Source organism: Paenibacillus sp. FSL H7-0350, from assembly GCF_038593195.1.
Lineage (GTDB): Bacteria > Bacillota > Bacilli > Paenibacillales > Paenibacillaceae > Paenibacillus_AQ.
Genome location: NZ_CP151972.1, coordinates 1,250,070 through 1,274,490, shown reverse-complemented (window position 1 = coordinate 1,274,490; position 24,421 = coordinate 1,250,070). Strand labels below are relative to the sequence as shown.

Below are 24,421 nucleotides of genomic sequence, written 5' to 3'. Positions count from 1 at the left end.
TGAAAACACAAAATAACAAGTACCCGCACGCTGAAGGGGCATATAGAAGGAGAGAGCATATGAGTACATCCGTAATTGAATCCAAGGGGTATATATCCGGCGTCACTGCACCTTTTATCGAGGAAATGTCCGAAATTACCCATCACATGTGGTCGCTGGGCTGGGATGAGCTGAACGGGGGCAATGTAAGTTACCTCCTGGATGAAGAAGAGGTAGCCAAATATATCAATATCCGCGAGCCGCTGCGTACGATCAGCCTTACCTTCCCTGTCGCGGAGCTGGCGGGCAAATACTTCATCGTTACCGGATCAGGCAAGTATTTCCGTAATGTGATCAAGGACCCGGAAGCCAACCTTGGTGTACTGCGTGTCAGCAGCAGCGGCGAGAGTGTGGAGGTATTGTGGGGACTGCGCAGCGGCGCTGTTCCGACCAGTGAGCTTGCTTCCCACTTCATGAGCCACATCGAGCGGCTGAAGGTAGATCCCGCGCACCGGATTGTGCTGCATACTCATGCAACGAACGTGATTGCCATGACGTTCACCCATGATTTGGATGAGCTGAAATTCACCAAGACTCTGTGGGAGATGTGCACGGAATGTCTGGTGGTCTTCCCAGATGGCGTCAGCGTCATTCCCTGGATGGTTCCGGGCAGTAGTGAGATCGGGCGGGCCACCGCGGATAAAATGAAGGATTACCGCGTGGTCATCTGGCCGCAGCATGGCATCTTCGTGACCGGCCAGACTATGGATGCGACGTTCGGATTAGTAGAGACCATTGAGAAGGCCGCCATCGTCTATAATCTGATCGGCGGACGAGAAATTAAGCAGAAGATTACCGATCAGCAGCTGGCTGATCTGGCTGCAGCCTTCCGGGTGACTCCGAAAGCCGGCATTCTGGATGTATGACCTGATGCGGCACAGGGATAATTGTAGAATGTACACTTAAAAGCAGCGAAAAAGTTTAATTTCATCCTATACCTGTAAGTCTATTCTAACTCCCATGTTAACCTAAGCGAATTGGTACTAACGGACCGGAGAGACCTTATTCCCAGGAAAACACCGCTTTGTGCGGCGAAACGGACCGAGTGGACCTTATCGTCTCTCTAAACGATGTTTAGGAGCATACTATCGGTGAAAAAGGTCGATGGGGTCCGTTGCTTGCCCGAATTTTGATTTGCAACCGGAATAAGTGCTGCTTAGTCCGTTACGCCAAACCAAACGCCCACGAAGAATACGCCTGTCTAGTGAGGCTATTCCTGAAGGCGAATTGAGAGAGCTTTACAAAATTAAAGCTGCTGCACTACTACCCATAAATTCTTATCGAATCTATTTGATTGACAGTCATTTGCATTTGCCGCCAGGAACCGTCATACTATGCTTACTTTAAGTAATTATCAAGTAATCATCGTATGAAATGGAGGCTTATGGATTATGAATGTTGCTGCATTGTTTGAACCTTTTGAAAGCGGAGGCTTGTCCCTAAGCAACCGCGTAGTTATGGCACCGATGACCCGGGTGCATTCACCTGAGGGCGTACCTGGCCCTGAGGTGGCGGCGTATTACCGCCGCCGAGCGGAAGGCGGGGTGGGCCTGATCATTACCGAAGGCACGGCCATCGATCATCCGGCGGCGGTCAGCCATCAGGATATCCCGAACTTCCATGGCGAAGCCGCCCTGGAGGGCTGGGCGCAGGTCGTACGTGAGGTGCATGCCGCCGGGGGCAAGATCATGCCACAGCTCTGGCATGTCGGCATGGCCCGTAGCATCGGTGAAGGGCCTAACACTTCGGCGCTGCCGATTGGCCCATCCGGGCTGAGTCTGGCCGGAGAGCAGGTCACGGAGCCGATGACGAAGAGCGAGATTCAGGCCATCGTCAGTGCCTTTGCCAAGGCGGCGAAAGCTGCCAAGGCCATCGGCTTCGACGGAATTGAGCTGCACGGTGCCCACGGCTATCTGATCGACCAGTTCTTTTGGGAGAAGACCAACCGCCGGACCGATGAATACGGCGGCGATCTGGAAGCGCGCACCACCTTTGCGGTGGAAGTGGTCGATGCCTGCCGCCGCGCGGTAGGACCGGATTTCCCGATCATCCTACGTTTCTCGCAGTGGAAAGCCGGAGCCTATGACGCCAAGCTGGCTGAGACTCCTGAGGACCTGGCCCGCTTCCTGGCTCCGCTCAGCAATGCGGGCGTGGATATCTTCCACTGCTCGACCCGGCGGTTCTGGGAGCCGGAATTCGCAGGCTCGGAGCTTAACCTGGCAGGCTGGACGAAGAAGATTACAGGCAAGCCTGCGATTACAGTGGGTTCTGTCGGCCTGGACAGCGCTTTTCCAAGCCCGGTTACGGAGAAGAATCAGGGGGACAACATCGAACGCGTGCTGGAGCGGCTAGAGCAGGGTGAATTCGATCTGGTGGCGGTCGGCAGAGCCCTGATCAGCGATCCGGCTTGGCCTGCCAAGGTACAGGCGGGTGCGATTCATGAGATCAATCATTTCACCTCCGATGCCACGAAGAATTTGTATTAATAGATAGAGTTGGAGAATATAGCACTCTATGCATAGTCATTTGAGATAAACCCAGGTTTATCTGCTGATGGCTGTCCGCATAGAGTGTTTTTTTTGCAAATATAAGCGCCAGGCTGTATTGATTTTACTCCATGAATCATTCTTCTATTTCTCGCTGGAACGAATACCCTCGTTTGAAAGACCGCATATCCAGCCGTTTCCGGTACTTATTTCGTTATGACATCATTTCAGATCCTTTCTAACGAAGAAAATCAGCGGGTTGGAGCTAGAATAGAAAGTGGACACCCGTTAACGGACGGAGCGATAATAGGGGCAACGGAGGTGTGTTCACGTGGGAGAACAACGACAACGCTACAACGAAGAATACAAGAAGCAAACGGTAAAGTTCATTCAAGAACAGACGAAGAGCATTGGTGACATCGCGGAAGAGCTTGATATTCCGAAAAGTACACTGCATCAATGGATGGGGCAATATCGGGAGCTAAAGAATGAACCGGCCGCGAGTAAGGATCGGGTACGGGAACTTGAAGCAGAGCTCCAAGAGATGCGCCGCCAGCTCCAGGAAAAAGACGTCCAACTTGCCGATACAAAGGAAGAATTAGCGATCATAAAAAAAGCAGTGCACATCTTCAGCAAACCAAGGAATTAAGATTCCAGTTCATGAAGAAGCATCGCTCCGAGTTTCGCTTGGAGAAGATGTGCATCATTCTACAGGTGTCCAGGAGCGGATATTACAAGTGGTATAACGCCAAACCCAGCCCACAAGAACTCCACAAGGCTGCGGTGCAGAAGCGAATCCAATATCATTTTGACGACCACCAAAAGCGGTATGGGAGTCCGAAAATCACCCGTCTGTTGCATCAGGAAGGCTATACGGTCACGGAACGTACCGTGAGTGTGTACATGAGAGAAATGCAGCTGCGCTCGGTCGTGTCTAAGCCCTACCGTGTACAAACCACCGACTCTAAGCATAACAACCCTATTGCACCGAACACGCTGAATCAAAACTTTAAAGTACTGAAACCCAATACCGTATGGGTGACCGACATCACGTATATCCCTTGCCGGGGAGGGCGCTTGTACCTGGCCAGCGTGATGGATCTATGCACGCGTGAAATCGTAGGGTGGCGGTTGTACAACCACATGGAAACCCGTCTGGTTCTGGACGCCTTACAGGCAGCATACACTGCAAAGCAACCTGGCAAGGGGCTGCTGCACCACTCGGACCGTGGGTCTCAATATACCTCTAAAGAATATGTCGACCAGTTAAAGACGTACCATATGGAGTCCAGCATGAGCCGCAGAGGAAACTGCTACGATAACGCATGTATTGAGTCTTGGCATAGTCTTTTAAAGAAGGAACTCATTTACTGTAACCCGCGTTTCAAAGATCCGGAGCAAGCATACACAGCCATTTTTCAATACATTGAGTTTTATTACAACCGCAAGCGAATGCACAGCGCGCTGGGGTATCTTTCCCCCGCTCGTTTTGCAAAACAATTCACTACAAAATCTGTTGCGTGAGTGTCTACTTTCTTGACAGAGGTCCAGGTTTCAATATAATACGATTCAGGCAACGCGGAGAGTTTTCTTATATGGATTGGTATTTATGATTCCGGCCTTGTTCATATTTGGATTTAAGCCAACCCTGAATGAGCTGCTGACACCAAACCATCTATTTAACATTCTTTTTCTGGGGTTGGCAGCATCCGCGCTTTGCTTTGTAACATGGAACTCAGCGGTCAGAATATTGGGTGCTGTAAAAACAAGCGTATACATATATATGGTTCCTGTAATAACTGTTGTTACTTCTGTTATTGTTCTTCAGGAAATATTGACAGTAGCCTCCGTGATTGGAATTGTACTTACATTAACAGGATTGTTTATATCGGAGAGAAAAAAACATAAATAAAGGGACTGAGAGATTACATATGAAGATTGAGCAGAGAGATCTGGAACTGATCCAGTAAGCAATTAAGGTCATTGACCGCAACTTCGATGGAGTGAATGAACGTCATACGGTAGGGGCGGCGGTGCGCTGTAAGAATGGTGAAATCTACACCGGAGTCAATTTGTACTCGATTCACGGCTCATGTGCGGAGTTTATTGCCATCGGTGCTGCAATTACGGCAGGGGAAAGGGAATTTGAGACTATCGTTGCAACCAGAACGCAAAGCGAAGGAGGGATTCTGCTTCCTCCATGCGGCAATTGCCGGGAGATAATGGTACGTTTTGCCCCTGATATCTATGTACTGCTAGAGACGGTAAACGGAGTGGAGAAGATTAGTATCAAGGAACTTATGCCGCATCATTAAGCTATCCTTACAATAGAGTACCTCCGCCTTCCCGCAGGTTTCGACAACCTGTGGAACATCTGCGTTCAGATTCTCGTGTAGAAAGTGGAATATACGGGTCAATCAAGCGCAGCACGCTGCAGGAGAGACAGACCGCCCGTAGGTATAGCTCTCGTCATCTACGAATTTACGCTGAATCACGTGCCGCCGTCACTTACTTTATACTGCATGGGGAGTTTATGCTTGTCTTAGACCAGCGGCGGCTGAGCCATGGCAAGGATTAATTAAAAATCTGAAAATCGTTGAGGCTCCTAGCGATCATTTAAACATGCTTGAGCAACGATCAATTACTATCGTGAAAAAAGAAATTGAGAAATTTATTTGTCGCAATAGTAAAGTGATGCTGTAAAGATAAATATATGAAAGTATAGATTTTATACCTTATAATGTAATAAAAGGGAGGTTGACCTATGTTTGTCGATATACAAAATATCACAAAAGAATATGAATCGGGTAATGTGTTATTTAAAGCCCTAAATAATGTGAGTTTAACTTTAGAGCAGGGACGGATCGCCGTTATACTTGGGCCATCGGGTTCTGGGAAGTCTACCTTATTAAATATCCTCGGAGGAATGGATTTGGTTAATCAAGGGACTGTCGAAATAGACGGCCGGGATATCACCAAGTGTAATGATTCCCAATTGACCGAATACCGGAGAGAGTGTGTCGGTTTTGTATTTCAGTTCTACAATCTTATACCGAATTTGACGGTATATGAGAACGTAGAAGTGTCGGCAAACATTAGTAAGCAGCCTTTAAGCATTGATGAAATGCTTAAGGCTGTTGGAATGAATGAAATGAAGCATCGTTTTCCCCGGGAACTAAGCGGAGGACAGCAGCAAAGGGTATCCATTGCCAGAGCCTTGGTGAAAAATCCAAAACTACTTCTCTGTGACGAACCCACAGGCGCACTAGATTACAAGACCTCCAAAGATATATTGAAAATAATTGAGGAAATTAATGAACAATTCAATACGACGATACTACTGATTACGCACAATCAGGCGATTGCACATATGGCACATCGAATTATCCGTATCCGCAGCGGTGAAATTATCGAGGATGTGATTAATGAAAATAGATTACCAGCGGAGAGGATTGAATGGTAATGGTCTTAGTTCGTAAATTAAGGAGAACGATGTTCGAATATAAAACACGTTATTTGGGTTCATTTATTCTAATCGTTTTGGGATGTATGCTGTTTGTTGGTTTGAATTTCGCTGGTGCTAGTGTCGATAGAAGCGTTGATCGTTATTTAAACGAGCATGTGGTAGAAGATGCCCAATTCATTGTTAAGGACCCGGTATCTTCAGTTTCGGAAGTCGAAAAGGACTATCAAATTCAATTGGAGGAAAGAGTTTCCTATGATTATCAATTCACTCCATCCTCCACCTTGCGAATCCTAAATTCCACCGAAAAAATAGATACTTATTCTGTGGTCAAGGGACAAAAACTACAACAAAATGGGGAGATTTTATTGGACCCCAAATATGCTAGAGCCCATGATCTCCCTATTGGTAGTAGCATGGATATTGAAGGGGAAAATTATAAAATTGTGGGTTATGTAGCTTTACCTGACTATATCCTAATGTTAAAGTCTGAAACGGACTTGATTTTTGACGCGAATGCATTTGGAGTTGCAGTGGTTTCCAAGTCAGACATGAATCATTTTCCTAATGTTGTGTCTTTTTACAGTGTTAAGTTTCAAAAGGACAATAAATCAGAATTCCAAAATTATCTTACACAATCCAACTCTATCGTCAAATGGATGGATCAATCGGACAACCCTCGTATTAAAGACATTGATGGAACAATTGATAGCTTTATTTTGGTCGGTAAAGTAGTACCGATAGTCGTTCTAATCTTAACATGCGTGTTAATTTCAATTGTTCAGTGGAGGCTTCTCAAAAATGAGTTTGTTCAAATTGGGACTTTCTATGCACTCGGATACCGAAAAGGAGAAATCGCTCGGCACTATTTAATGTATTCTCTGATTTTATGTTTAGCGGGAAGTATGGCGGGAACAGCAGCAGGTTTTCTCATCGCAAATCCGATAGCCTCTTTGCTAGATTACAAATTCAATTTACCTATAGTTACAATGCACTACGATGTTAATTATATTTGGGTGAGCTTCTTGCTTCCTTTTGTAATTGTATTGCCGACAACTTACGTTGTATTAAGGAAAGGACTTCAGATGCCTCCCTTGTTATTAATAAGTGGGGGGAAACATCTCGCTAAGGTCAACTTTTTGGAGCGTAATCTTAAATTAGACAAATTCTCATTTAATGTGAAGTATCGGATTAGGGAGTTTGTACGAAATATTCCGGTTTCGCTACTCCTGGTATTTGGTATTACATTTTCTTCCTTACTTCTATTGTTCGGATTTGCCACAAAAGATTCGTTGAATTATTTTGTGAAAGATAGTTATGAAGAGACTTATCAATATAATTACAACTATATTTTTAAATCTCCTCAGTCCGGAAAACCGAAGATAGGGGAAATTCTCTCTGCTTCACCACATGTGATTGTAGCGCAGGAGCAAAACGAAACAAAAATAGCGGTGTATGGAATTGAACCTGACGCGGAATTCATTCGTCTAGTGGATGGAAAGGGAAATGAAATCAACAAAGATCAAGTGATTGTAACTAAACCCTTGGCGGATACGTTGAATTTACGTATAGGGGATGAATTGGCTGTCCAGAATAAGCTGAACGCAAAGCAGTATAAAGTGCGCGTTGATCAGATAGCAGATACCTACATTGGAAACGCTATTTTCATGCCAATTTCTCAGTTTAACATCTTAAATGGATATCCTGTAGGGAGTTATATGCAGATTATGTCCTACGAAAAGTTGAATCTGGAGAAAGGAACTTTACTTTCAGAAGTGAAAAAAGATGAATTGATTAATAGTTACCGTACAGTTATCCGCCCTATTGAGTCTATGATCGGTGTTGTAGCTGTTATAGCTTTTATAATAGGTCTGATAATTATCTATATAATCACTTCTATGATCATTGAAGAGAATCATAAAACCATTTCCTTGTTAAAAGTGTTGGGATATAGTCAGAAGAGAATTTACACTTTGTTATTAAGTGGAAACAGTTTTTTGGTGTTATTAGGCTATCTGTTGGCGTTGCCCCTAATAATGAAAGCGATGGAATTCTTTTTTAGTACTCTTGGTGCTCAAATGCAATTGACGATTCCCGTGCGCTTGAATACAATTCATATATTTATTGCGTTTCTCATCATTTTCATAACGTATCATATTTCAAGTCGGATCAGTCGTAGGAAGGTCATTGATATCTCTATGGTAGACACATTGAAGTCAAGAGCGGAGTGACTATTAACACGACTTATGAGGTATGCGTTTTTTATATTCAGTTATCAAAAGGAAGTGGACCTATGGCGAAAGATTTAGAAATTAAAGAGCTGAAATGGTTAAGTGGAGAAATGGTGGATTGTTACATAAATTGTAATCAGGGGGTGATTGAAAATGTATATTTTCAAACCAATGATTCTGCTGCATCAGTAGATCTTTATACTAAGCTAATAAAGATATTTGAGGGCGTTTCTATTGAGGATTTATACTCAGATTCTTTTATCAAGAGATTATCATTTGAATTCATACCAAAAAGTTGCGAATCTATTGATATTGGGGTAAATATGTCGGAGAGGATACTACATGCTTATTTTAATAAATATTATACTTGATTAAAAAATGCCGATTCTTTTGTTTGAACTGTGACTTGAAAGATGGACACTTTGAAGGGGAAGACTCCATCGGAAATCTTTAATAAAGGTGGTTCTGGAAAGAGCAGTCCCAGAATTGAGGCACGAATAAAGCTCTTAGAAGCAGAGAATAAGTTCCTAAAAAAGCTCGAAGTGCTCGAGAAACAAGCCAAGCAGAACAAACGCGGGCGCCCACAGAGCGCTTCGAGCTCATTAAAAGTAATGTCCGTAAATACCAATTAGAAAAGATGGTGGATTATCTTTGTAAAATAGCTAGTGTCAGTAAGAGTGGCTTTTCGTCAAACGCAATGGAACAGTGGGAACTCTAAAGACGTGTCTAGACACAGAGATTAGCTATATGCTTTATGAGAAGGGTAATGTGCTTGTATATCATGTGTTAATATGATAAATTCGTTGCTACTAAGCAGATCCTCGCTCTTTACTTGTCCTCATACTTCTATTACTAGCATAGTCCCCTTAATACTATAGAATTTGGTCCTATCATACATAGACAGGTTTTTTATGAGTTTTATTAACTACTTCTTACAATAATAAGCCGGATACTTCTAAGTTATCCCAGCGTTATGATATAATTTGACATTAGAAAAGCACGGAAAATATGGGGACATCAGCAGAGGATGTGACGTTAGCATGGCGAAGGGGAGCAAGGATTACGGGCAGTATTTCGATTTCACAGATGCCAAGATCATCAGCGAGACTGAAGGCAAGACCACTTACCGGATCAAAGGCAGAAACGTACAGATCAACAGCCAGCCCGATTACAAGGAGGGCAAGCGGCGGGGCAAGGAAGAGATCGAGGTGCACTATCATTTCGACATTCCACCGGAGATGGCAGATTTCGGTGCAGGCAAGAGCTATCATATTACCACCTACGGCTGCCAGATGAATGAGCATGACACGGAGACGATGAAGGGAATGCTGGAGCAGCTCGGTTACCAGGCGGCGGAAGAACGCAGCGAAGCTGATATTATTTTACTTAATACATGTGCGATCCGCGAGAATGCGGAGGATAAGGTATTCGGAGAACTGGGCCATCTCAAAACACTGAAGCTCGAGAAGCCCGGCCTGCTCCTGGGGATCTGCGGCTGTATGTCCCAGGAGGAGGGCGTGGTCAACCGGATCATGAGCCGGTACGGCTTCGTGGATCTGATCTTTGGCACACATAATATCCACCGCCTGCCGGAGCTGATCAAGGAAGCGGTGTTCAGCCGTGAGCTGGTCATTGAGGTCTGGTCCAAGGAAGGCGACATCATTGAGAATCTGCCGAAGAAGCGGGAGGGTCTGCGTGCCTGGGTGAACATTATGTACGGCTGCGACAAATTCTGTACCTACTGCATTGTGCCGTTCACCCGGGGGAAGGAGCGGAGCAGACGTCCGGAGGATGTCATTGCCGAGGTGCGGGAGCTGGCCCGCCAAGGGTTCAAGGAAGTAACGCTGCTGGGGCAGAATGTGAATGCCTACGGCAAGGATTTTACCGACATTGATTATACCTTCGGCGATCTGATGGACGAGATGCGGGGAATCGATATTCCGCGTATCCGGTTCATGACCTCGCATCCGCGTGATTTTGACGACAAATTGATTCATGTACTGGGCAAAGGCGGCAATCTGGTGGAGCATATCCATCTGCCGGTGCAGTCGGGAAGCACAGCTGTGCTGAAGCGCATGAGCCGCAAATATACCCGTGAAGCCTATCTGGAGCTGGTCAGTAAAATAAAGGAAAACGTGCCGGATGCGGTGCTGACTACCGATATTATTGTCGGCTTCCCCGGTGAGACGGAGGAGCAGTTCGAGGAGACACTGTCCCTGGTGCGCGAAGTAGGGTATGATATGGCGTATACCTTCATTTATTCTCCGCGTGAAGGGACTCCGGCAGCCGGCATGGACGATAATGTTCCGTCAGAGGTCAAGAGCGCGCGTCTCCAGCGTCTGAATGATCTGATCAAGGAGCAGAGCCGGCTGGGGAATGAACGGATGCTGGGCCGGCGGGTGGAGGTATTGGTGGAAGGCGAGAGCAAGAATAATGCCCGGATGCTGGCCGGACGTACCCGTGACAGTAAGCTGGTGCATTTTGAAGGCCCGTCCTCCCTGATCGGCACGCTGGTGCAGGTGAGCATTACCGGCGCGAAGACTTGGTACATCCAGGGGGACTATCTGGCGGAAGCCGCAGCGGTCCTCTAATTATAGAGAAATGGGGCGAGAAGAATGAGCCAGGAAGAAGCACGACTGAATGAATATGGCATGCAGACCCACAATACCCGTGATTTAATTGTCCGGGAGGATATTATGGGCAAGGCGAAGGACTTGGCTGCACTCATCTCCACCAGTGAGGAGGTCCGTCATTTCCAGCAGGCTGAGCAGAAGATTCTGAATCACGAGCGTGTGCAGGGACTCATTGCTACGATTAAGAAGAAGCAGAAGGAGATCGTGGCGTTCGAGAGCTTCAAGAACCAGGCCATGGTCGAGAAGATTGAACGTGAGATCGAAGAACTGCAGGATGAAATCGACAGTATCCCGGTTGTGAACGAGTTCCAGCAGAGCCAGAGCGATATCAATTATCTGCTGCAGATGGTGATTTCAGTGATCAGGGATACCGTTTCGGATAAAATCAATGTGGAAGCAGGCACCGAGGCGCCGCCGTCCACATGCGGAGATTAAGGCGAACACCCCGGGGGCGGATGTGAATCCGTCCCTTTTTACATAGCAAGCGGGCCGGCTCAGGTTGATTTTGGGCGGACAGGTTTGGTACATTAAAAGATACGAACAACAAACAATAGCACGGCAAAGGATGATCTATAGTGACTGAGAACGCGGAACAAACCTATAACGCCAAGAAGTACCGCACACCGGATGGCGTTCCGGCGGATATTGTCATGTTTACACTAACCAAGCGCGAGCGGAAGACCGTCACGAAGACGTTGCCGCTGCGCGAGCTGAAGGTGATGCTGGTCCGGCGCAAAAAATGGCCGTGTGCAGGCATGTGGGCCCTGCCGGGCGGCTTTTGCCAGGAGGATGAATCGATCTATGATGCCGCTACGCGCGAGTTGAAGGAAGAAACAGGCGTGGACGGCGGACATTTGGAATATCTCGGCGTCTACAGCCAGCCGGGCCGTGATCCGCGCGGCTGGATTATCAGCCATGCCTTCTTTGCACTGGTCGAGGAGTGGATGCTGGAGCAGCGGCAGGCTTCGGATGATGCAGGCGAGGTTGGCCTGTTCACACTGCAGGAAGCGCTGGAGGAGCTGGAGCTGGCTTTTGACCACCATGATATTATTACCGATGCCTACCTGCGGATTCAGCAGCAGATGCTGCAGACGACGATTGCCCGGCAGTTCCTGCCGCGCCATTTCACGCTGAGCGAGCTGTACCAGGTGATCCAGACGGTGGTGCCGGAATTCAAAGAACCGAATTTTATCCGCAAAATTACGTCAACACGCAGCCGTCAGGGTATATTAAAAGAAGTGAGCGATGAAGCGGGGAATCCGCTCAGCTCCAATCAATACTCCCAGCGCCCGGCACAGCTCTATATGTTCACGGACCATGAGCCGTTATTATCCATTTATACGTAAGCTGCCGGGAAGTGCAGGCCCATTACCTTTTAGGAGGCTATCCTACCATGAGAGCACTGATTGTAATTGATTTCACGAATGATTTCATTGACGGGAACCTGCCTGTCGGCCAGCCTGGCATCGATATTGCGCCCAGAGTCAGTGAATTGACGGAGCAATTCGTGCGCAGCGGGGACTATGTGGTGATGGCTGTAGATCTGCATGAAGCCGATGACCCGTACCACCCGGAGGCCAAGCTGTTTCCGCCGCATAATCTGCGGGGAAGCCAGGGGCGTGAGCTGTACGGCAGCCTGAAGGCTGTCTACGAGGAGAATCGGGAAGCTATCTACTGGATGGACAAAACACGTTACAGCGCCTTCTGCGGCACGGATCTTGCGTTGAAGCTGCGTGAGCGGGGGATTACCGAGGTGCATCTGATCGGGGTCTGCACGGATATCTGTGTGCTGCATACGGCAGTGGATGCCTACAACCACGGCTTCGGGATTACGGTCCATGAGGATGCCGTCGCCAGCTTCAATCCTGACGGTCATGTTTGGGCGCTTGGACATTTCCGCGGCAGTCTTGGCGCGAAGGTTGTCACGGCGTTAGGAGAGCAGTAACACATCATCTGGGACAGAACCCGAATAACAACAGTGTAACGACTAGGAGATGAGGACTTGAGGAGAGAACTTGCTCTACATACAGACAAATACCAGATTAATATGATGTATGCCCACTGGATGAATGGCACACACAAACGCCGGGCAGTATTCGAAGCTTACTTCCGCAGGCTGCCGTTCGGCAACGGGTTCGCTGTGTTCGCCGGGCTGGAGCGGATTGCCCAGTACATCGCGGAGCTGCGGTTCACGGAAGAGGATATCCGCTACCTGTCGGAACAGGAGGAGAATTATGCGCCGGCCTTCCTGGAGGAGCTGCTGCAGTTCCATTTCCAGGGCAGTCTCCATTCCATGAAGGAAGGGGCCCTGGTATTCCCGGATGAGCCGCTGATCCGGGTCGAAGGCACAATTATGGAGGCGCAGCTGGTCGAGACTGCGATCCTTAACTTCATGAACTATCAGACGCTGATCGCTACCAAGGCGTCGCGGATCAAGCAGGTGGCCCCTAACGACACGCTGCTGGAGTTCGGAACACGCCGCGCACAGGAAGCGGATGCCGCAGTCTGGGGCGCCCGTGCCGCTTATGTCGGCGGTTTCCACGCGACCTCTAATATGCTGGCCGGTAAGAAATTCGGCATCCCTACGAAGGGCACCCATGCCCATTCCTGGGTGCAGAGCTTCCCGAGCGAGCAGGAGGCGTTCGACGCTTATGCGAGAGTGATGCCGGACGGCGTGACGCTGCTGGTGGATACGTTCGATACCCTGCGCAGCGGTGTGCCGAATGCGATCAACACGGCGAAGAAGCTGGAGGCGCAAGGCAAGCGGATGAACGGCATCCGGCTGGACAGCGGTGACTTGGCTTATCTGTCCCGCAAGGCGCGCGAGATGCTGGATGAAGCCGGGCTGCAGTATGTGAAGATCGTGGCCTCCAATGATCTGGATGAGAACACCATCATGAACTTGAAGTCGCAAGGGGCGGCAATTGACACATGGGGAGTCGGAACCCAGCTGATTACCGCTTCGGATCAGCCTTCACTGGGCGGCGTCTACAAGCTGGTCGAGATTGAAGCACCCGGCGGCGAGATGATCCCTACGATCAAGATCTCTTCCAATCCCGAGAAGGTCTCTACGCCCGGCAAAAAGGAAGTCTACCGCATTATCGGCCAGAACGGCAAAGCGCTGGCTGATTATATCAGCTTCGCGGATGAGCCTGCGCCCCGCAGCGGTGTCCGGCTGAAGCTGTTCAACCCGCTGCATCCTTATATGAAGAAGCATGTGGAGCGTTACGACGCGGTGCGGATGCTGGAGCCGATTGTGGTGAACGGCTTCCAGGTCTATACCCTGCCGGATTTGGCGGAGATCCGCCGCTACCATCAGGAGCAGCTTGACCTGTTCTGGCCGGAGTATCTGCGTAAGCTGAACCCGGAAGTCTTCCGCGTGAATCTCAGCGAGCAGCTATGGAACCGCAAGCAGCAGCTGATTGCAGAGCATATGATTACCGATGTGGAGTAGAACCTGGTCGGCATTTCATTAGAACAAGAATATAGTCAGCCCTCTCAGGCCTGCCGTGCGAACCCGGCGGTTTGAGAGGGCTTTTTGTGTGAGCGGCCATCTGCTTATTGACAGCAAGTCTATGAAATCATATATTGAATATGTTACAAATGACAAAAATGGAAGAAAGAGATCGATTTTTGCGACAAAATTGTAAGCGCTCTACAATCCGCCCTCAATCTCATTATATCTGCTACGCTCATTCATGTAGCCGCCACTCTCGGTGTAGGAGGTGAGCTTTTCCTGCCATTGCCCATTTGTGAGACAAGCAATTCTATAACGTTATCAATCCACTAACTGTTAAGGAGTGAAAGAATTATGAACAAGCAAACCAAGCGCAAGCTGCACTGGGCAAGTCTGCTGCTTCTATGTCTGGCCATCTTCATCCTGCCTGCCGGATCTGCCTTCGCCGCTGTGAACAAGCCGTTCCCGCAGCATACGGTCTACACCAGCGGAACTATTAAGCCGAATCATGTAAGCCAGACTGCACTTGATAATGCGGTGAAGACCAAATGGGATGCCTGGAAGGGGACGTACCTCAAGCCGGCCGGCACCGGGAAGTATTATGTGAAGTATAATTCGAACGGGGAGACCGTATCTGAAGCACAGGGCTACGGGATGCTGTTCACCGTTCTGATGGCCGGCTATGACGGCAATGCGCAGACCTATTACAATGGACTCTATAATTATTACACCGAGCATCCCAGCTCTATTAATCCTTACCTGATGTCCTGGAAGCAGAACAGCAGCTTCCAGAATGTCGAAGGCCAGAACTCGGCCACAGACGGCGACTTGGATATCGCTTACTCTCTGCTGCTCGCTCATAAGCAATGGGGAAGCAGCGGAACTGTAAACTATTTGCAGGCTGCGACCAATATTATCAACGCTATCATGAATAATGACATCAATCAGTCCCAGTGGACAATCCGTCTCGGAGACTGGGCGAACAGCGGCTCTTATAACACAGCCACCCGCCCGTCGGATTTCATGGTGAATCATTTCAAAGCCTTCCAGGCCGCTACGGGGGATGCCCGCTGGCAGAACGTAACGAACAAGACTTATACCTTGATCAACAGCCTATATAGCGGCTATAGCTCCACAACCGGTCTGCTTCCTGACTTCGTAGTCTATTCTAACAATACGTATCAGCCAGCTGCCGCGAACTTCCTGGAATCTCAGCGTGACGGGGATTACAACTATAATTCGTGCCGGGTTTCATGGCGGATCACCACCGATTACCTGCTCACCGGCGACAATCGTGCCTTATCCCAGTTGACTCAGCTTAACACCTGGATTAAGACCAAGACAGGAGGCACACCAGGCAATATCAAGGATGGCTACAAGCTCGACGGAACCACCTTCGGCAGCTACAACAGCGGAGCCTTTTACGGCCCCTTCGGTGTGGGTGCAATGACCTCATCCGCGAACCAGAGCTGGCTGAACTCCCTCTGGAGCCATACAGCTAACAGCGCACCAGAGAATTATTATGAAGACAGCCTTAAGCTGTTCTCGATGATTGTCATGTCTGGAAATTGGTGGGCTTACTAAGCAGGAATAGTAATGAAGATGGAACTCCTTCCTTGAGCGGACAGGAGTTTCTTTCTTTTGGTACCAGGCACCTGTGATATATATCATTATTTCTGTGATATTTTTAACATCTTAATTTTTAATTTTATTGCTAAATTAAGGATGACATCTCATCCACAGCTTGCTTAGGAAAGTGCGGAATTACACAGAATTTTCACATTTTGCCGTTTTCATGGAAGCTTTCCTTCTATTGAAATAACACCGCACTGTCGCGTATAAAGAAACCTGCATAAATCTATAAAGAATTGTGATTTCCTGAGTGTGGAAAATGCAAGATATGTCACTTCGCGGCTTACAAAATCAAGTTACAATCGTTGAAAAAGTCAAAAGGATGTACTAAGAAAGGGGTTATGTCGGTGGTACAATTGCCAATAGTAAATGAGCTGGGATTCTTTGAGATTCGTCTGGAGTCCATTGGAGGCCTGGGCGCGAACCTGGCAGGTAAAATGCTGGCGGAAGCAGGAGTGGTCGGCGCAGGGCTTAACGGCGTCAGCTTCTCATCGTACGGTTCGGAGAAGAAGGGGTCTGCGGTTAAGGCTCACATTCGTTTCTGTGATATGGATACCCATATCCGTGATACTTCGCCGGTCGAGCGTCCGCATGTTGTAGGCGTGTTCCACGAAGCACTTGCCAAGACCGTTAATGTAACCAGCGGAATTCATGAACACAGCACCGTTCTTGTGAACTCGGCCAAGACGCCGGACGAACTCAGAGAACTGCTGAAGATGAAAGCCGGCACGATTGCGGTGATCGATGCTACCAGCATCGCGCTCAAGGAGAAGAACCGCGTTAATATGGCGATGCTTGGGGCGCTGTTCCGGCTCTGCCCGTTCCTTGACACGGATATTATGAAGGGCGTCATTGAGAAGTCTCTCGGCAAAAAATATCCGCAGGCCGTCCAGTCGGCCATCTCCACCTTTGAGCGCGGCTACAATGAAGTGAAATTCATGCAGTTCGAGCTGGCTGCCGGCGACACTATGCCGGAATATGTACGTTCGGATATCTCGGCTCTCGGTTATGAGACTCAGCCGATCGGCGGAACGATCACGAACCCGGGCAGCAGCTTCCTGAAGAACCTCAGTATCTCCCGTTCCGGTATGCTTCCGGCATTTGAGATCGAGTCCTGTATCAACTGTGCACAGTGTGACACGGTATGTCCCGACCAATGCTTCGTGTGGGAAGAGCGCCTGGACCGCAAGGGCCGTTCGCAGATGTTCCTGCTTGGTATTGATTACCAGTACTGTAAAGGCTGCCTGAAATGTATCGGTGCCTGCCCGACCTCAGCATTATCCAGCATGAGAGAGAAGGAAGGCTTCGCAGACAGCCATACCGTGAAGCATCAGTTCGATCTGGTAACTCCAGTCTAAAACCCGGAAGAAAGGTGGAATACATTGTGGCTATTGATTATGAAAAAGAACTAGGCTCCGCCAAGGTGGAGCAGAAATTCCTATACGAGTCCGGCAATGAAATGGCGGCCTATGCCGCGCATCAGATTAACTATCATGTCATGGGTTATTTCCCGATCTCCCCATCGACTGAGGTGGCCCAGTTCCTCGATACGATGAAGGCCAGCGGCCAGCATGATATTATGCTGGTACCGTCCGACGGCGAGCACAGCTCCGCCGGGATCTGCTACGGCGCTTCGACGGCAGGCGGCCGTGTGTTCAACGCAACCAGCGCTCAAGGGTATATGTTCATGCTGGAGCAATTGCCTGTACAAGCAGGTACACGGATGCCAATGGTCATGAACCTGGTGTGCCGTTCGATCTCGGGACCGCTGAATATTCACGGAGACCACTCGGATCTGTATTTTGCCCTGAACACCGGCTGGCCGATCCTGATGTGCCGTGATCCGCAGTCGGTCTATGATATGAACCTGATGGCGCTGAAGCTGGCAGAACACGCCAAGGTCCGGCTGCCGGTAATGGTGGCCTCTGACGGTTACTTCACTTCGCACCAGAAGCGCCGGGTGCAGGCTTTTGCCCACCGTGAGGATGTCCACAAGTTCGTTGGCGAACAGCCGCCTGCAGGCTTCACCGATACCCTTGACCGCAATAACCCGGTCACTGTGGGACCTTACATGAATGAACCGGATTACATCAACAACCGCTATCAGCAATCCGTTGCGATGTACAATGCGGGTGAAGTCTTTGAAGAAATTGCCCAGGAATTCGCAGAGCTGACCGGACGCCATTATGAGATGATCGAGCAGTACCGGATGGAGGATGCCGATGTCGCTGTCTTCCTGATGAACTCCGCTTCGGAGATCATTAAGGACGTAGTCGATCAGCTCCGCGAGCAGGGAATCAAGGCAGGAGCGATCTCCCCGAACATGATCCGCCCGTTCCCGCAGAAGCAGATTGCCGAAGCGCTGAAGAATGTCAAAGCCATCACTGTAGGTGACCGTGCAGATTCGGTTGGCGGACACGGCGGTAATATGGTGAACGAGATTAAGGCAGCACTGTTCACTTACGGTAATACAACGACTAAGGTTATCAGCCGGATCTACGGACTTGGCGGTAAAGACTTCTACGCCGAAGACGGACACCACTTCTTCCAGCTGGCTATGGATGCCGTTGTTGCAGACCGTGTAGAGATTCCGTTCGATTACTATGGCCACAATCCGGGAGCGCCGGAGAATGCGCCGAAGCGTCTCTTGAAGCCGATGGACTTCGATAAGCTGAAGACCGGCCTGATCACGGTAACCCAGAACGAAGAGACCGGCAAGCTGAGTGTACGGGTTCCGCCGGTCCGCTCGCTGATGAAGAAGCCAAGACGTCTGTCTCCAGGGCACGGCGCATGTCCGGGCTGCGGGATTTTCTCCGGGCTGGAGCTGTTCTTCAAAGGGATCGAAGGCGATATCGTAGCGCTCTACCACACCGGCTGCGCGATGGTAACGACTACCGGTTATCCGTATTCCTCCCATAAATCGACGTTCATCCACAATCTGTTCCAGAATGGTGCGGCTACACTGTCCGGTGTGGTTGAGATGTTCTGGGAACGCAAACGCCGCGGTGAGCTTGACGGGCTGGGGCTGAAGGAAGACTTCACGTTCGTTATGGTTACCGGCGACGGCGGGATGGACATCGGAATGGGTCCTGCGATTGGTGCAGCGCTGCGCGGCCACAAGATGATCATCGTAGAATACGATAACGAAGGGTACATGAATACGGGTGCACAGCAGTCCTATTCCACACCGCTCGGACACCGTACTTCTACTTCAAGCATCGGCAAAACCCAACAGGGCAAGCTGACCCAGCACAAGGATACAGCGCAGATTATGGCGGCTACTAACATTCCTTATGTCTTCACCGGCTGTGAAGCTTATCCGCAGGATATGCTGAAAAAAGCGGCAAAAGCCCAGTGGTACGCGCAAAATGAAGGTCTGGTCTACGGCAAGATTCTCATTGCTTGTCCGCTGAACTGGATGAGCGAAGACAAGGACGGCACAGATATCGTGTCCCTGGCTGTCGAATCCTGCTTCTTCCCGCTATATGAAGTTGAGCAGGGAATTACAAGTATCACTTACAACCCGGAAGATAAGGACAAACGGATTGAAGTATCCGCCTGGCTGAAGACGATGGGCAAGACCCGCCATCTGCTGAAGCCGGAGAATGAACCGGCTCTGCGCAGCTTCGAGGGTGAAGTTCAGCGCCGCTGGAGCCGCCTCAAAGCGAAGCATGAGCATCCTGACTTGTAAGGTGTAAGATCTATTGGAAGCTTAGCATTCATAAGCATACGCAACAGCTAAAGTTAGCACCCGCCCGGCAGAGTCACTCTGCCGGGTTATTTGCAGCTGCAAATAACCCGAAAAAACTATTTATTAAAATACTTTTATAAAGTAATATAGTAACGAGGCGAAAGACAGTTAAAAAAGTGGTTTCGAGGTCAAGCCGCCACGCTACAGGTGGGGGAGTTCAACGATCATTGAAGGTTAGGCGGGGATAACATGGCAACGGTATTCTTAATCATTATTTATCTGGCGTTCATCAGCCTGGGACTGCCGGATTCGATGCTTGGCGCAGCCTGGCCGATTATCCGGCTGGATTTCGGAGCGCCGGTCGAGCTTGCCGGACTGCTGTCGATGATAGTAGTCGCCGGGACGATTATCTCAAGCTTGGCCAGCAGTGTAGTTCTGAAGCGGCTCGGAACGGGAATGGTTACTTTTATCAGCGTGGCGGTAACCGCTCTGGCCCTGCTCGGTTTCTCTTATTCCTCCTCGGTCCTCTGGGTGGCTATGCTGGCCTTACCGCTAGGTCTTGGGGCTGGTTCGATCGATACAGGGTTGAATAATTATGTGGCGACTCATTACAAAGCGCATCATATGAGCTGGCTGCATTGCTTTTGGGGAATCGGGGCTATGCTGGGGCCGATCCTGATGTCGCGGTATATTGCGAATGGCGAGTCCTGGAGAACGGGGTTTTTCGCGGTCAGTATGATTCAGTTCGCCCTAGTCGTGGTACTGTTCTTCAGCCTCCCGCTGTGGACAAAGGTAAGCAAACGGGGCGGACAGCAGCCTGTAGAGATGTCTGAGAAGTTAGATTCCCGGCCTGCGGCCGTTCCCGCTGAGGGTAAGGTGCTGCGGATCAAAGGCGTAAAGCTGGCGATGCTCACCTTCCTGTTCTATTGCGGAGTGGAAGCCACGGTGGGGCTATGGGGCAGCAGTTACCTGGTGAACGTCAAGGAGGTATCCCCGGCAACGGCGGCCGGATGGGTCTCGCTCTATTATGGCGGAATCACGGCCGGGCGGCTGATTACCGGCTTTATTACCTTTCGGTTCAGCAACCGTACGCTGATTCGCGGCGGGCTGGTGATTTCACTCGCGGGTGCGCTGCTGCTGGCCTTGCCGCTTCCGGCGGTATATTCACTGGTCGCTTTTATTCTGATTGGCCTCGGCTCGGCACCGATCTTCCCCTGCATGCTGCATGAGACGCCCGCCCGGTTCGGAGCGGAACATTCGCAGAAGATTATGGGGTATCAGATGGCACTGGCATACACCGGCGGTGCATTTCTGCCTCCACTGTTGGGTTGGGCGGCGGCGCGGAGTACCTTCATGATTCTCCCGCCGGCAATGATTGGGTATATCATAGTGATGATAGTAAGCTCTGAAATCATTAACCGGATGATGAGCAAACGACAAGGAGAGGTGAGCCTGTAATGAGATTCATAGATTGGCAGGATGGAGCATGGAGCAATGAACCGGTGTCAAGCAGGACCGCGGACGGTCAACTGGTGGCCCATGCAGCGGAGGGCAGCGATTACTGGGAAAAAACGATGTACGGCTTCCAGCATGACAACGGTCATGCTCTGCTTGCCCCATGGGATAAGGCAGAGGCGGTAGAGATCAGCTTTGCGCTGGACGGGTTCACGGAGCTGTATGACCAGGCAGGCATCATGCTATGGCACAGTGGTGAGCAATGGATCAAGGCCGGTATTGAGCTGAATGACGGTGTTCCTCATATAGGTGCAGTTGTGACGGACGGTTACTCTGACTGGTCATTGTCCCCTGTTCCCGAGTGGAAGGGCGAGGTGATTACCCTCCGGGCTTCGCGGATGAAGGATGCGGTAATCCTCAGAGCGCGAACGGAGAATCATCCATGGCGGACCATCCGCGTTGCCCGGTTCCCTTATGAGACTGGCAGCCAAGCGGGACCGTTCCTGTGTGCTCCAACGCGTGCCGGCTTTCAGGTCACCTTCACCCGCTGGGCGGCTACAGCACCCGATGCAGACGTTCATACAGATCCGCCAATCGTATAGCTTTCCCCGACAAAGGCAAAACCGCCGATGTGCTTATCCTTCAAGCGCAGACGGCGGTTTTGCCTTTTGCAATATACTATCTTATAGACCGGAGAGGCAGACTAGACTATCTTCTTCTGCTGCGCACCATTGCGGTAGGACCGCACATTTCATCCCGGACGGAATAAGTGTAGATATGGTGAGGGACCGGAACACAGTGGTGGCGTCTGACGACCTCGACATGGTGGACCACCTGGACCACCTGGGGATGATAGTAATCTTCATATACAACCTGTGTGGGATCTGTAACCGTTTCAGCAGGACATTTCGCACAATTTCTCATTACACTCAGCTCCTTCGCAGTGGACTTATGCCAGTATACGCGTTATGCAGGAGCCTGCTTGTTCATTCGTCTATTTTCCGGCAAAATAGGTGTCCGTCCATGCTGCGCATCAGGAACGCTTGTAGATCTCGCGCATGACATGGCGCAGTTCGGGCAGGATCAGCCGTTCCATGGCCAGCTTGATCGCACCGGTGGAGCCGGGCATGGAGAAGACAGCAGTACTGCCGATCGTCCCGGCTATGGCCCGGCTGAGCATGGCGGCAGAGCCGATATCTTCGGTGAAGCTCAGCAGCCGGAAAATCTCTCCGAAGCCCGGCAGCGACTTGTCCAGCAGAGAGGCTACGGCCTCATAGGTGGTGTCACGGGGGGAAATGCCTGTCCCTCCGGTCAGAAGCACAGCTTCGATGCCGGAATGTACCGAGCTTTTGTAGACCAGCTCCCGGATATCCTCATAATCATCCTTGACAATGGTACGGCCGATTACGGTATAACCGGCGGCTTCCAGCAGACTCTGGATCAGCGGCCCTCCGGTGTCCGTATCGATGGTCCGGGTATCCGAGACCGTTATGATGTAGCAAGCGACTGAATCCGGGGCTTCGCTCCGGTGTTCTTCGACGGATGATATACGAACCAGCTCCTTTTCTTATCTGCTGTGCAGCTTATATTTCTCATGATAGGGGATGGAAGCAGCAATAACAAGCTCCGGGGGAAGCTGCTGTAAGCCTCCATAGGCAGTGCCGCCTTGCACAGAGGCGGTCATTGTAGTACACTCGCTACCATAACCGATTGAGGCAGGGAGAGAGCAAACTTGGAACAGTCATTACCAGTATATATCTTGTCGGGATTTCTCGGCAGCGGCAAGACCACATTACTACAGCGTCTCTTGGATCATTGGAACATTCAGGGCCTGCGGCCGGCTGTAATCATGAACGAGCTGGGTGAGGTGAATCTGGATGGCTTGCTGGTGGAGCAGTCTGTGCCGATGGCAGAGATGCTGGGCGGCTGCATCTGCTGCACGAGCAGGGGCGACTTAAGTACGGAGCTGACCACGCTGGTCAAGAAAGAATCGCCGGATGTAGTTATCATCGAGGCTACGGGCGCAGCCAACCCGCTGGAGATTGTGGATGCCGTAACGGAGACCTCTCTATATCAGCAGGTGGAGCTGAAGGGGCTGATTACCGTCGTCGATGCCGCCCATCTCCTGGAGCTCTACCGCTCCCAGCAAGGGGCTACCTACCGTCTGATGCAGGAGCAGATCCGCTGTGCATCCGTCCTGATCCTGAACAAGACAGACCGCATTCAAGCCGCAGAGATTGCAGAAATCTCGGAGGTATTGCGCAAGTGGAACGCCTACGCGGAGATTCTGCCGGCGGTACGTTGTGAACTGGAGCCGGAAGTGCTGCTCGGCAGTGTGGGAGCCGTTCATATGGAAGACCGGCCCGCCGGGGAAGCGGGGGACAACGGAACTGAGGGAGCGATACACGCCTCACATGATCATGTGATGGCTTATACCCATTATTTCCAGAATCCCGTGAACAGCGAGGAATTCGAACGGTTTGTGAAGGAGTTGCCGCGCGATGTGTACCGGGCCAAGGGGATCGTAACTTTTACCGATACCTCTAGCCGGTTTCTGTTTCAGTACGCCTACAGGGAGGCAGATTTCATGAGAATTACGCCTCAGGGCGAGGTGCCGGATGTTGCGGTATTCATCGGTGAGCATTTCTCCTCCGGTGAGCTGCGCAAGGAGCTTCTGCGCCTGGAGAGACGTCTGCTGACCAGACCCGCAGCGGTCAAACGAAGCCTATAGTTAACAATCTGCAGTTCCTTATGAATGGTTCGTTCTTATTCTTGCAGGTTAATACATAGGCATACCCTATACTAATTGCAGGAGGTTGTAAGGCTATGACCCGAATTCAATATCAGGAATGCATTAATGCTTTGATTAAATGTATGGATGCCTGTAACTATAGCTATGTCTCAAGCCTCAAGGAATATGATCTGGCCGATCTGCGGGAAAGCATCCAGCTGGACCGTGAATGCGCAGATATCTGCTCCTTCGCTATTCAAGCGATGACCCGCCGAAGCCCGTTCGTGGCCGAAATCCTCAAATTATGCGCTGACATCTGTGACCGCTGCGCGGACACGAGCAGCCGTCATAAGCATAACCATTGCCAGGATTGCATCGATACCTGCCGCAATGCAGCCATGGCCTGCAGAAGGGTCAGTGAAGCTGTTGAAGTCTACGCCTGACATCACCCTTTAGGACTAACATATACTGCATTGAATACTTAACAGGAACCAGAGCGGCTGCAGACTTTATTCTGCACAGTTCTGGTTTTTTTGATGTGAAATGGATGGAACCGGGAAATTAAAAAGGAGAATAAAGGCATTCCGGCGAATGTTACATAAG

23 protein-coding genes are annotated in these 24,421 nt (G+C 50.1%); 21 read left to right on the top strand and 2 right to left on the bottom strand.

Annotated features, from left to right (window positions below; genetic code table 11):
- The first annotated feature begins 59 nt into the window (after positions 1–59).
- The 19 genes from rhaD to NYE24_RS05810 all read left to right on the top strand — a co-directional run bounded on the left by rhaD (position 60) and on the right by NYE24_RS05810 (position 21,689).
- On the top strand, positions 60–905 hold the full coding sequence (gene rhaD / locus NYE24_RS05900; protein ID WP_342478286.1) for a rhamnulose-1-phosphate aldolase: 846 nt from the start codon (positions 60–62) through the stop codon (positions 903–905).
- Between the two features lie 525 nt (positions 906–1,430).
- Entirely contained in the window at positions 1,431–2,525 is a 1,095-nt protein-coding gene (locus NYE24_RS05895) for an NADH:flavin oxidoreductase (protein ID WP_342478285.1), read from the top strand.
- Positions 2,526–2,856: 331 nt separating this feature from the next.
- Positions 2,857–3,174, top strand: a complete 318-nt coding sequence (locus tag NYE24_RS05890; protein ID WP_342477600.1) for a transposase — start codon at positions 2,857–2,859, stop codon at positions 3,172–3,174.
- Between the two features lie 11 nt (positions 3,175–3,185).
- Positions 3,186–4,049, top strand: a complete 864-nt coding sequence (locus NYE24_RS05885) for an IS3 family transposase (RefSeq protein ID WP_342477601.1) — start codon at positions 3,186–3,188, stop codon at positions 4,047–4,049.
- Between the two features lie 43 nt (positions 4,050–4,092).
- Positions 4,093–4,437, top strand: a complete 345-nt coding sequence (locus NYE24_RS05880; protein ID WP_342479205.1) for a DMT family transporter — start codon at positions 4,093–4,095, stop codon at positions 4,435–4,437.
- 91 nt (positions 4,438–4,528) lie between these two features.
- Positions 4,529–4,840: a cytidine deaminase gene (locus tag NYE24_RS05875; RefSeq protein WP_342478284.1), complete on the top strand. Its 312-nt coding sequence runs from the start codon at positions 4,529–4,531 to the stop codon at positions 4,838–4,840.
- Between the two features lie 449 nt (positions 4,841–5,289).
- The gene (locus NYE24_RS05870; protein WP_342478283.1) at positions 5,290–5,988 is read left to right on the top strand and encodes an ABC transporter ATP-binding protein; all 699 of its coding nucleotides are present in this window, start codon (positions 5,290–5,292) and stop codon (positions 5,986–5,988) included.
- Between the two features lie 29 nt (positions 5,989–6,017).
- On the top strand, positions 6,018–8,219 hold the full coding sequence (locus tag NYE24_RS05865; protein WP_342478282.1) for an ABC transporter permease: 2,202 nt from the start codon (positions 6,018–6,020) through the stop codon (positions 8,217–8,219).
- Between the two features lie 62 nt (positions 8,220–8,281).
- Positions 8,282–8,590: a hypothetical protein gene (locus NYE24_RS05860; protein WP_342478281.1), complete on the top strand. Its 309-nt coding sequence runs from the start codon at positions 8,282–8,284 to the stop codon at positions 8,588–8,590.
- A 669-nt stretch (positions 8,591–9,259) separates the two neighbouring features.
- Positions 9,260–10,810: a tRNA (N6-isopentenyl adenosine(37)-C2)-methylthiotransferase MiaB gene (gene miaB, locus NYE24_RS05855; protein ID WP_076158415.1), complete on the top strand. Its 1,551-nt coding sequence runs from the start codon at positions 9,260–9,262 to the stop codon at positions 10,808–10,810.
- A gap of 24 nt (positions 10,811–10,834) precedes the next feature.
- Entirely contained in the window at positions 10,835–11,287 is a 453-nt protein-coding gene (locus tag NYE24_RS05850) for a YlbF family regulator (protein ID WP_036699099.1), read from the top strand.
- A 140-nt stretch (positions 11,288–11,427) separates the two neighbouring features.
- Positions 11,428–12,198 carry an NUDIX domain-containing protein gene (locus NYE24_RS05845; protein WP_036699096.1) on the top strand — a complete coding sequence of 257 codons (771 nt, stop codon included), beginning with the start codon at positions 11,428–11,430 and terminating at the stop codon, positions 12,196–12,198.
- 47 nt (positions 12,199–12,245) lie between these two features.
- On the top strand, positions 12,246–12,797 hold the full coding sequence (locus tag NYE24_RS05840; protein WP_036699095.1) for an isochorismatase family cysteine hydrolase: 552 nt from the start codon (positions 12,246–12,248) through the stop codon (positions 12,795–12,797).
- 57 nt (positions 12,798–12,854) lie between these two features.
- Positions 12,855–14,306, top strand: coding sequence for a nicotinate phosphoribosyltransferase (locus NYE24_RS05835; protein WP_036699092.1), 1,452 nt, complete (start codon positions 12,855–12,857; stop codon positions 14,304–14,306).
- Positions 14,307–14,663: 357 nt separating this feature from the next.
- Complete coding sequence (locus NYE24_RS05830) at positions 14,664–15,893, top strand: glycosyl hydrolase family 8 (protein WP_342478280.1); 1,230 nt, start codon at positions 14,664–14,666, stop codon at positions 15,891–15,893.
- A 395-nt stretch (positions 15,894–16,288) separates the two neighbouring features.
- Positions 16,289–17,299, top strand: a complete 1,011-nt coding sequence (locus NYE24_RS05825) for a 2-oxoacid:acceptor oxidoreductase family protein (RefSeq protein WP_036699189.1) — start codon at positions 16,289–16,291, stop codon at positions 17,297–17,299.
- A gap of 26 nt (positions 17,300–17,325) precedes the next feature.
- A complete protein-coding gene (locus tag NYE24_RS05820; protein ID WP_036699090.1) occupies positions 17,326–19,632 on the top strand; it encodes a thiamine pyrophosphate-dependent enzyme in 2,307 nt (768 codons plus the stop codon).
- Between the two features lie 249 nt (positions 19,633–19,881).
- Positions 19,882–21,090, top strand: coding sequence for an MFS transporter (locus NYE24_RS05815; protein ID WP_036699089.1), 1,209 nt, complete (start codon positions 19,882–19,884; stop codon positions 21,088–21,090).
- Entirely contained in the window at positions 21,090–21,689 is a 600-nt protein-coding gene (locus NYE24_RS05810) for a DUF1349 domain-containing protein (RefSeq protein WP_341025581.1), read from the top strand. The genes NYE24_RS05815 and NYE24_RS05810 overlap by 1 nt, the downstream gene beginning before the upstream one ends.
- A 106-nt stretch (positions 21,690–21,795) precedes the next feature.
- Here NYE24_RS05810 and NYE24_RS05805 read toward each other — a convergent pair whose 3' ends face one another.
- Both NYE24_RS05805 and NYE24_RS05800 read right to left on the bottom strand, forming a co-directional pair.
- Positions 21,796–22,011: a hypothetical protein gene (locus NYE24_RS05805; RefSeq protein WP_084649044.1), complete on the bottom strand. Its 216-nt coding sequence runs from the start codon at positions 22,009–22,011 to the stop codon at positions 21,796–21,798.
- A 109-nt stretch (positions 22,012–22,120) separates the two neighbouring features.
- Positions 22,121–22,636 (bottom strand): molybdenum cofactor biosynthesis protein B, encoded by a 516-nt coding sequence (locus NYE24_RS05800; RefSeq protein WP_036699087.1) that lies wholly within the window; start codon positions 22,634–22,636, stop codon positions 22,121–22,123.
- 183 nt (positions 22,637–22,819) lie between these two features.
- Between NYE24_RS05800 and NYE24_RS05795 the strand changes: the two genes are divergently transcribed.
- Complete coding sequence (locus NYE24_RS05795; RefSeq protein ID WP_342478279.1) at positions 22,820–23,818, top strand: GTP-binding protein; 999 nt, start codon at positions 22,820–22,822, stop codon at positions 23,816–23,818.
- A gap of 95 nt (positions 23,819–23,913) precedes the next feature.
- On the top strand, positions 23,914–24,261 hold the full coding sequence (locus NYE24_RS05790; protein ID WP_036699084.1) for a four-helix bundle copper-binding protein: 348 nt from the start codon (positions 23,914–23,916) through the stop codon (positions 24,259–24,261).
- Positions 24,262–24,421: the final 160 nt, after the last annotated feature.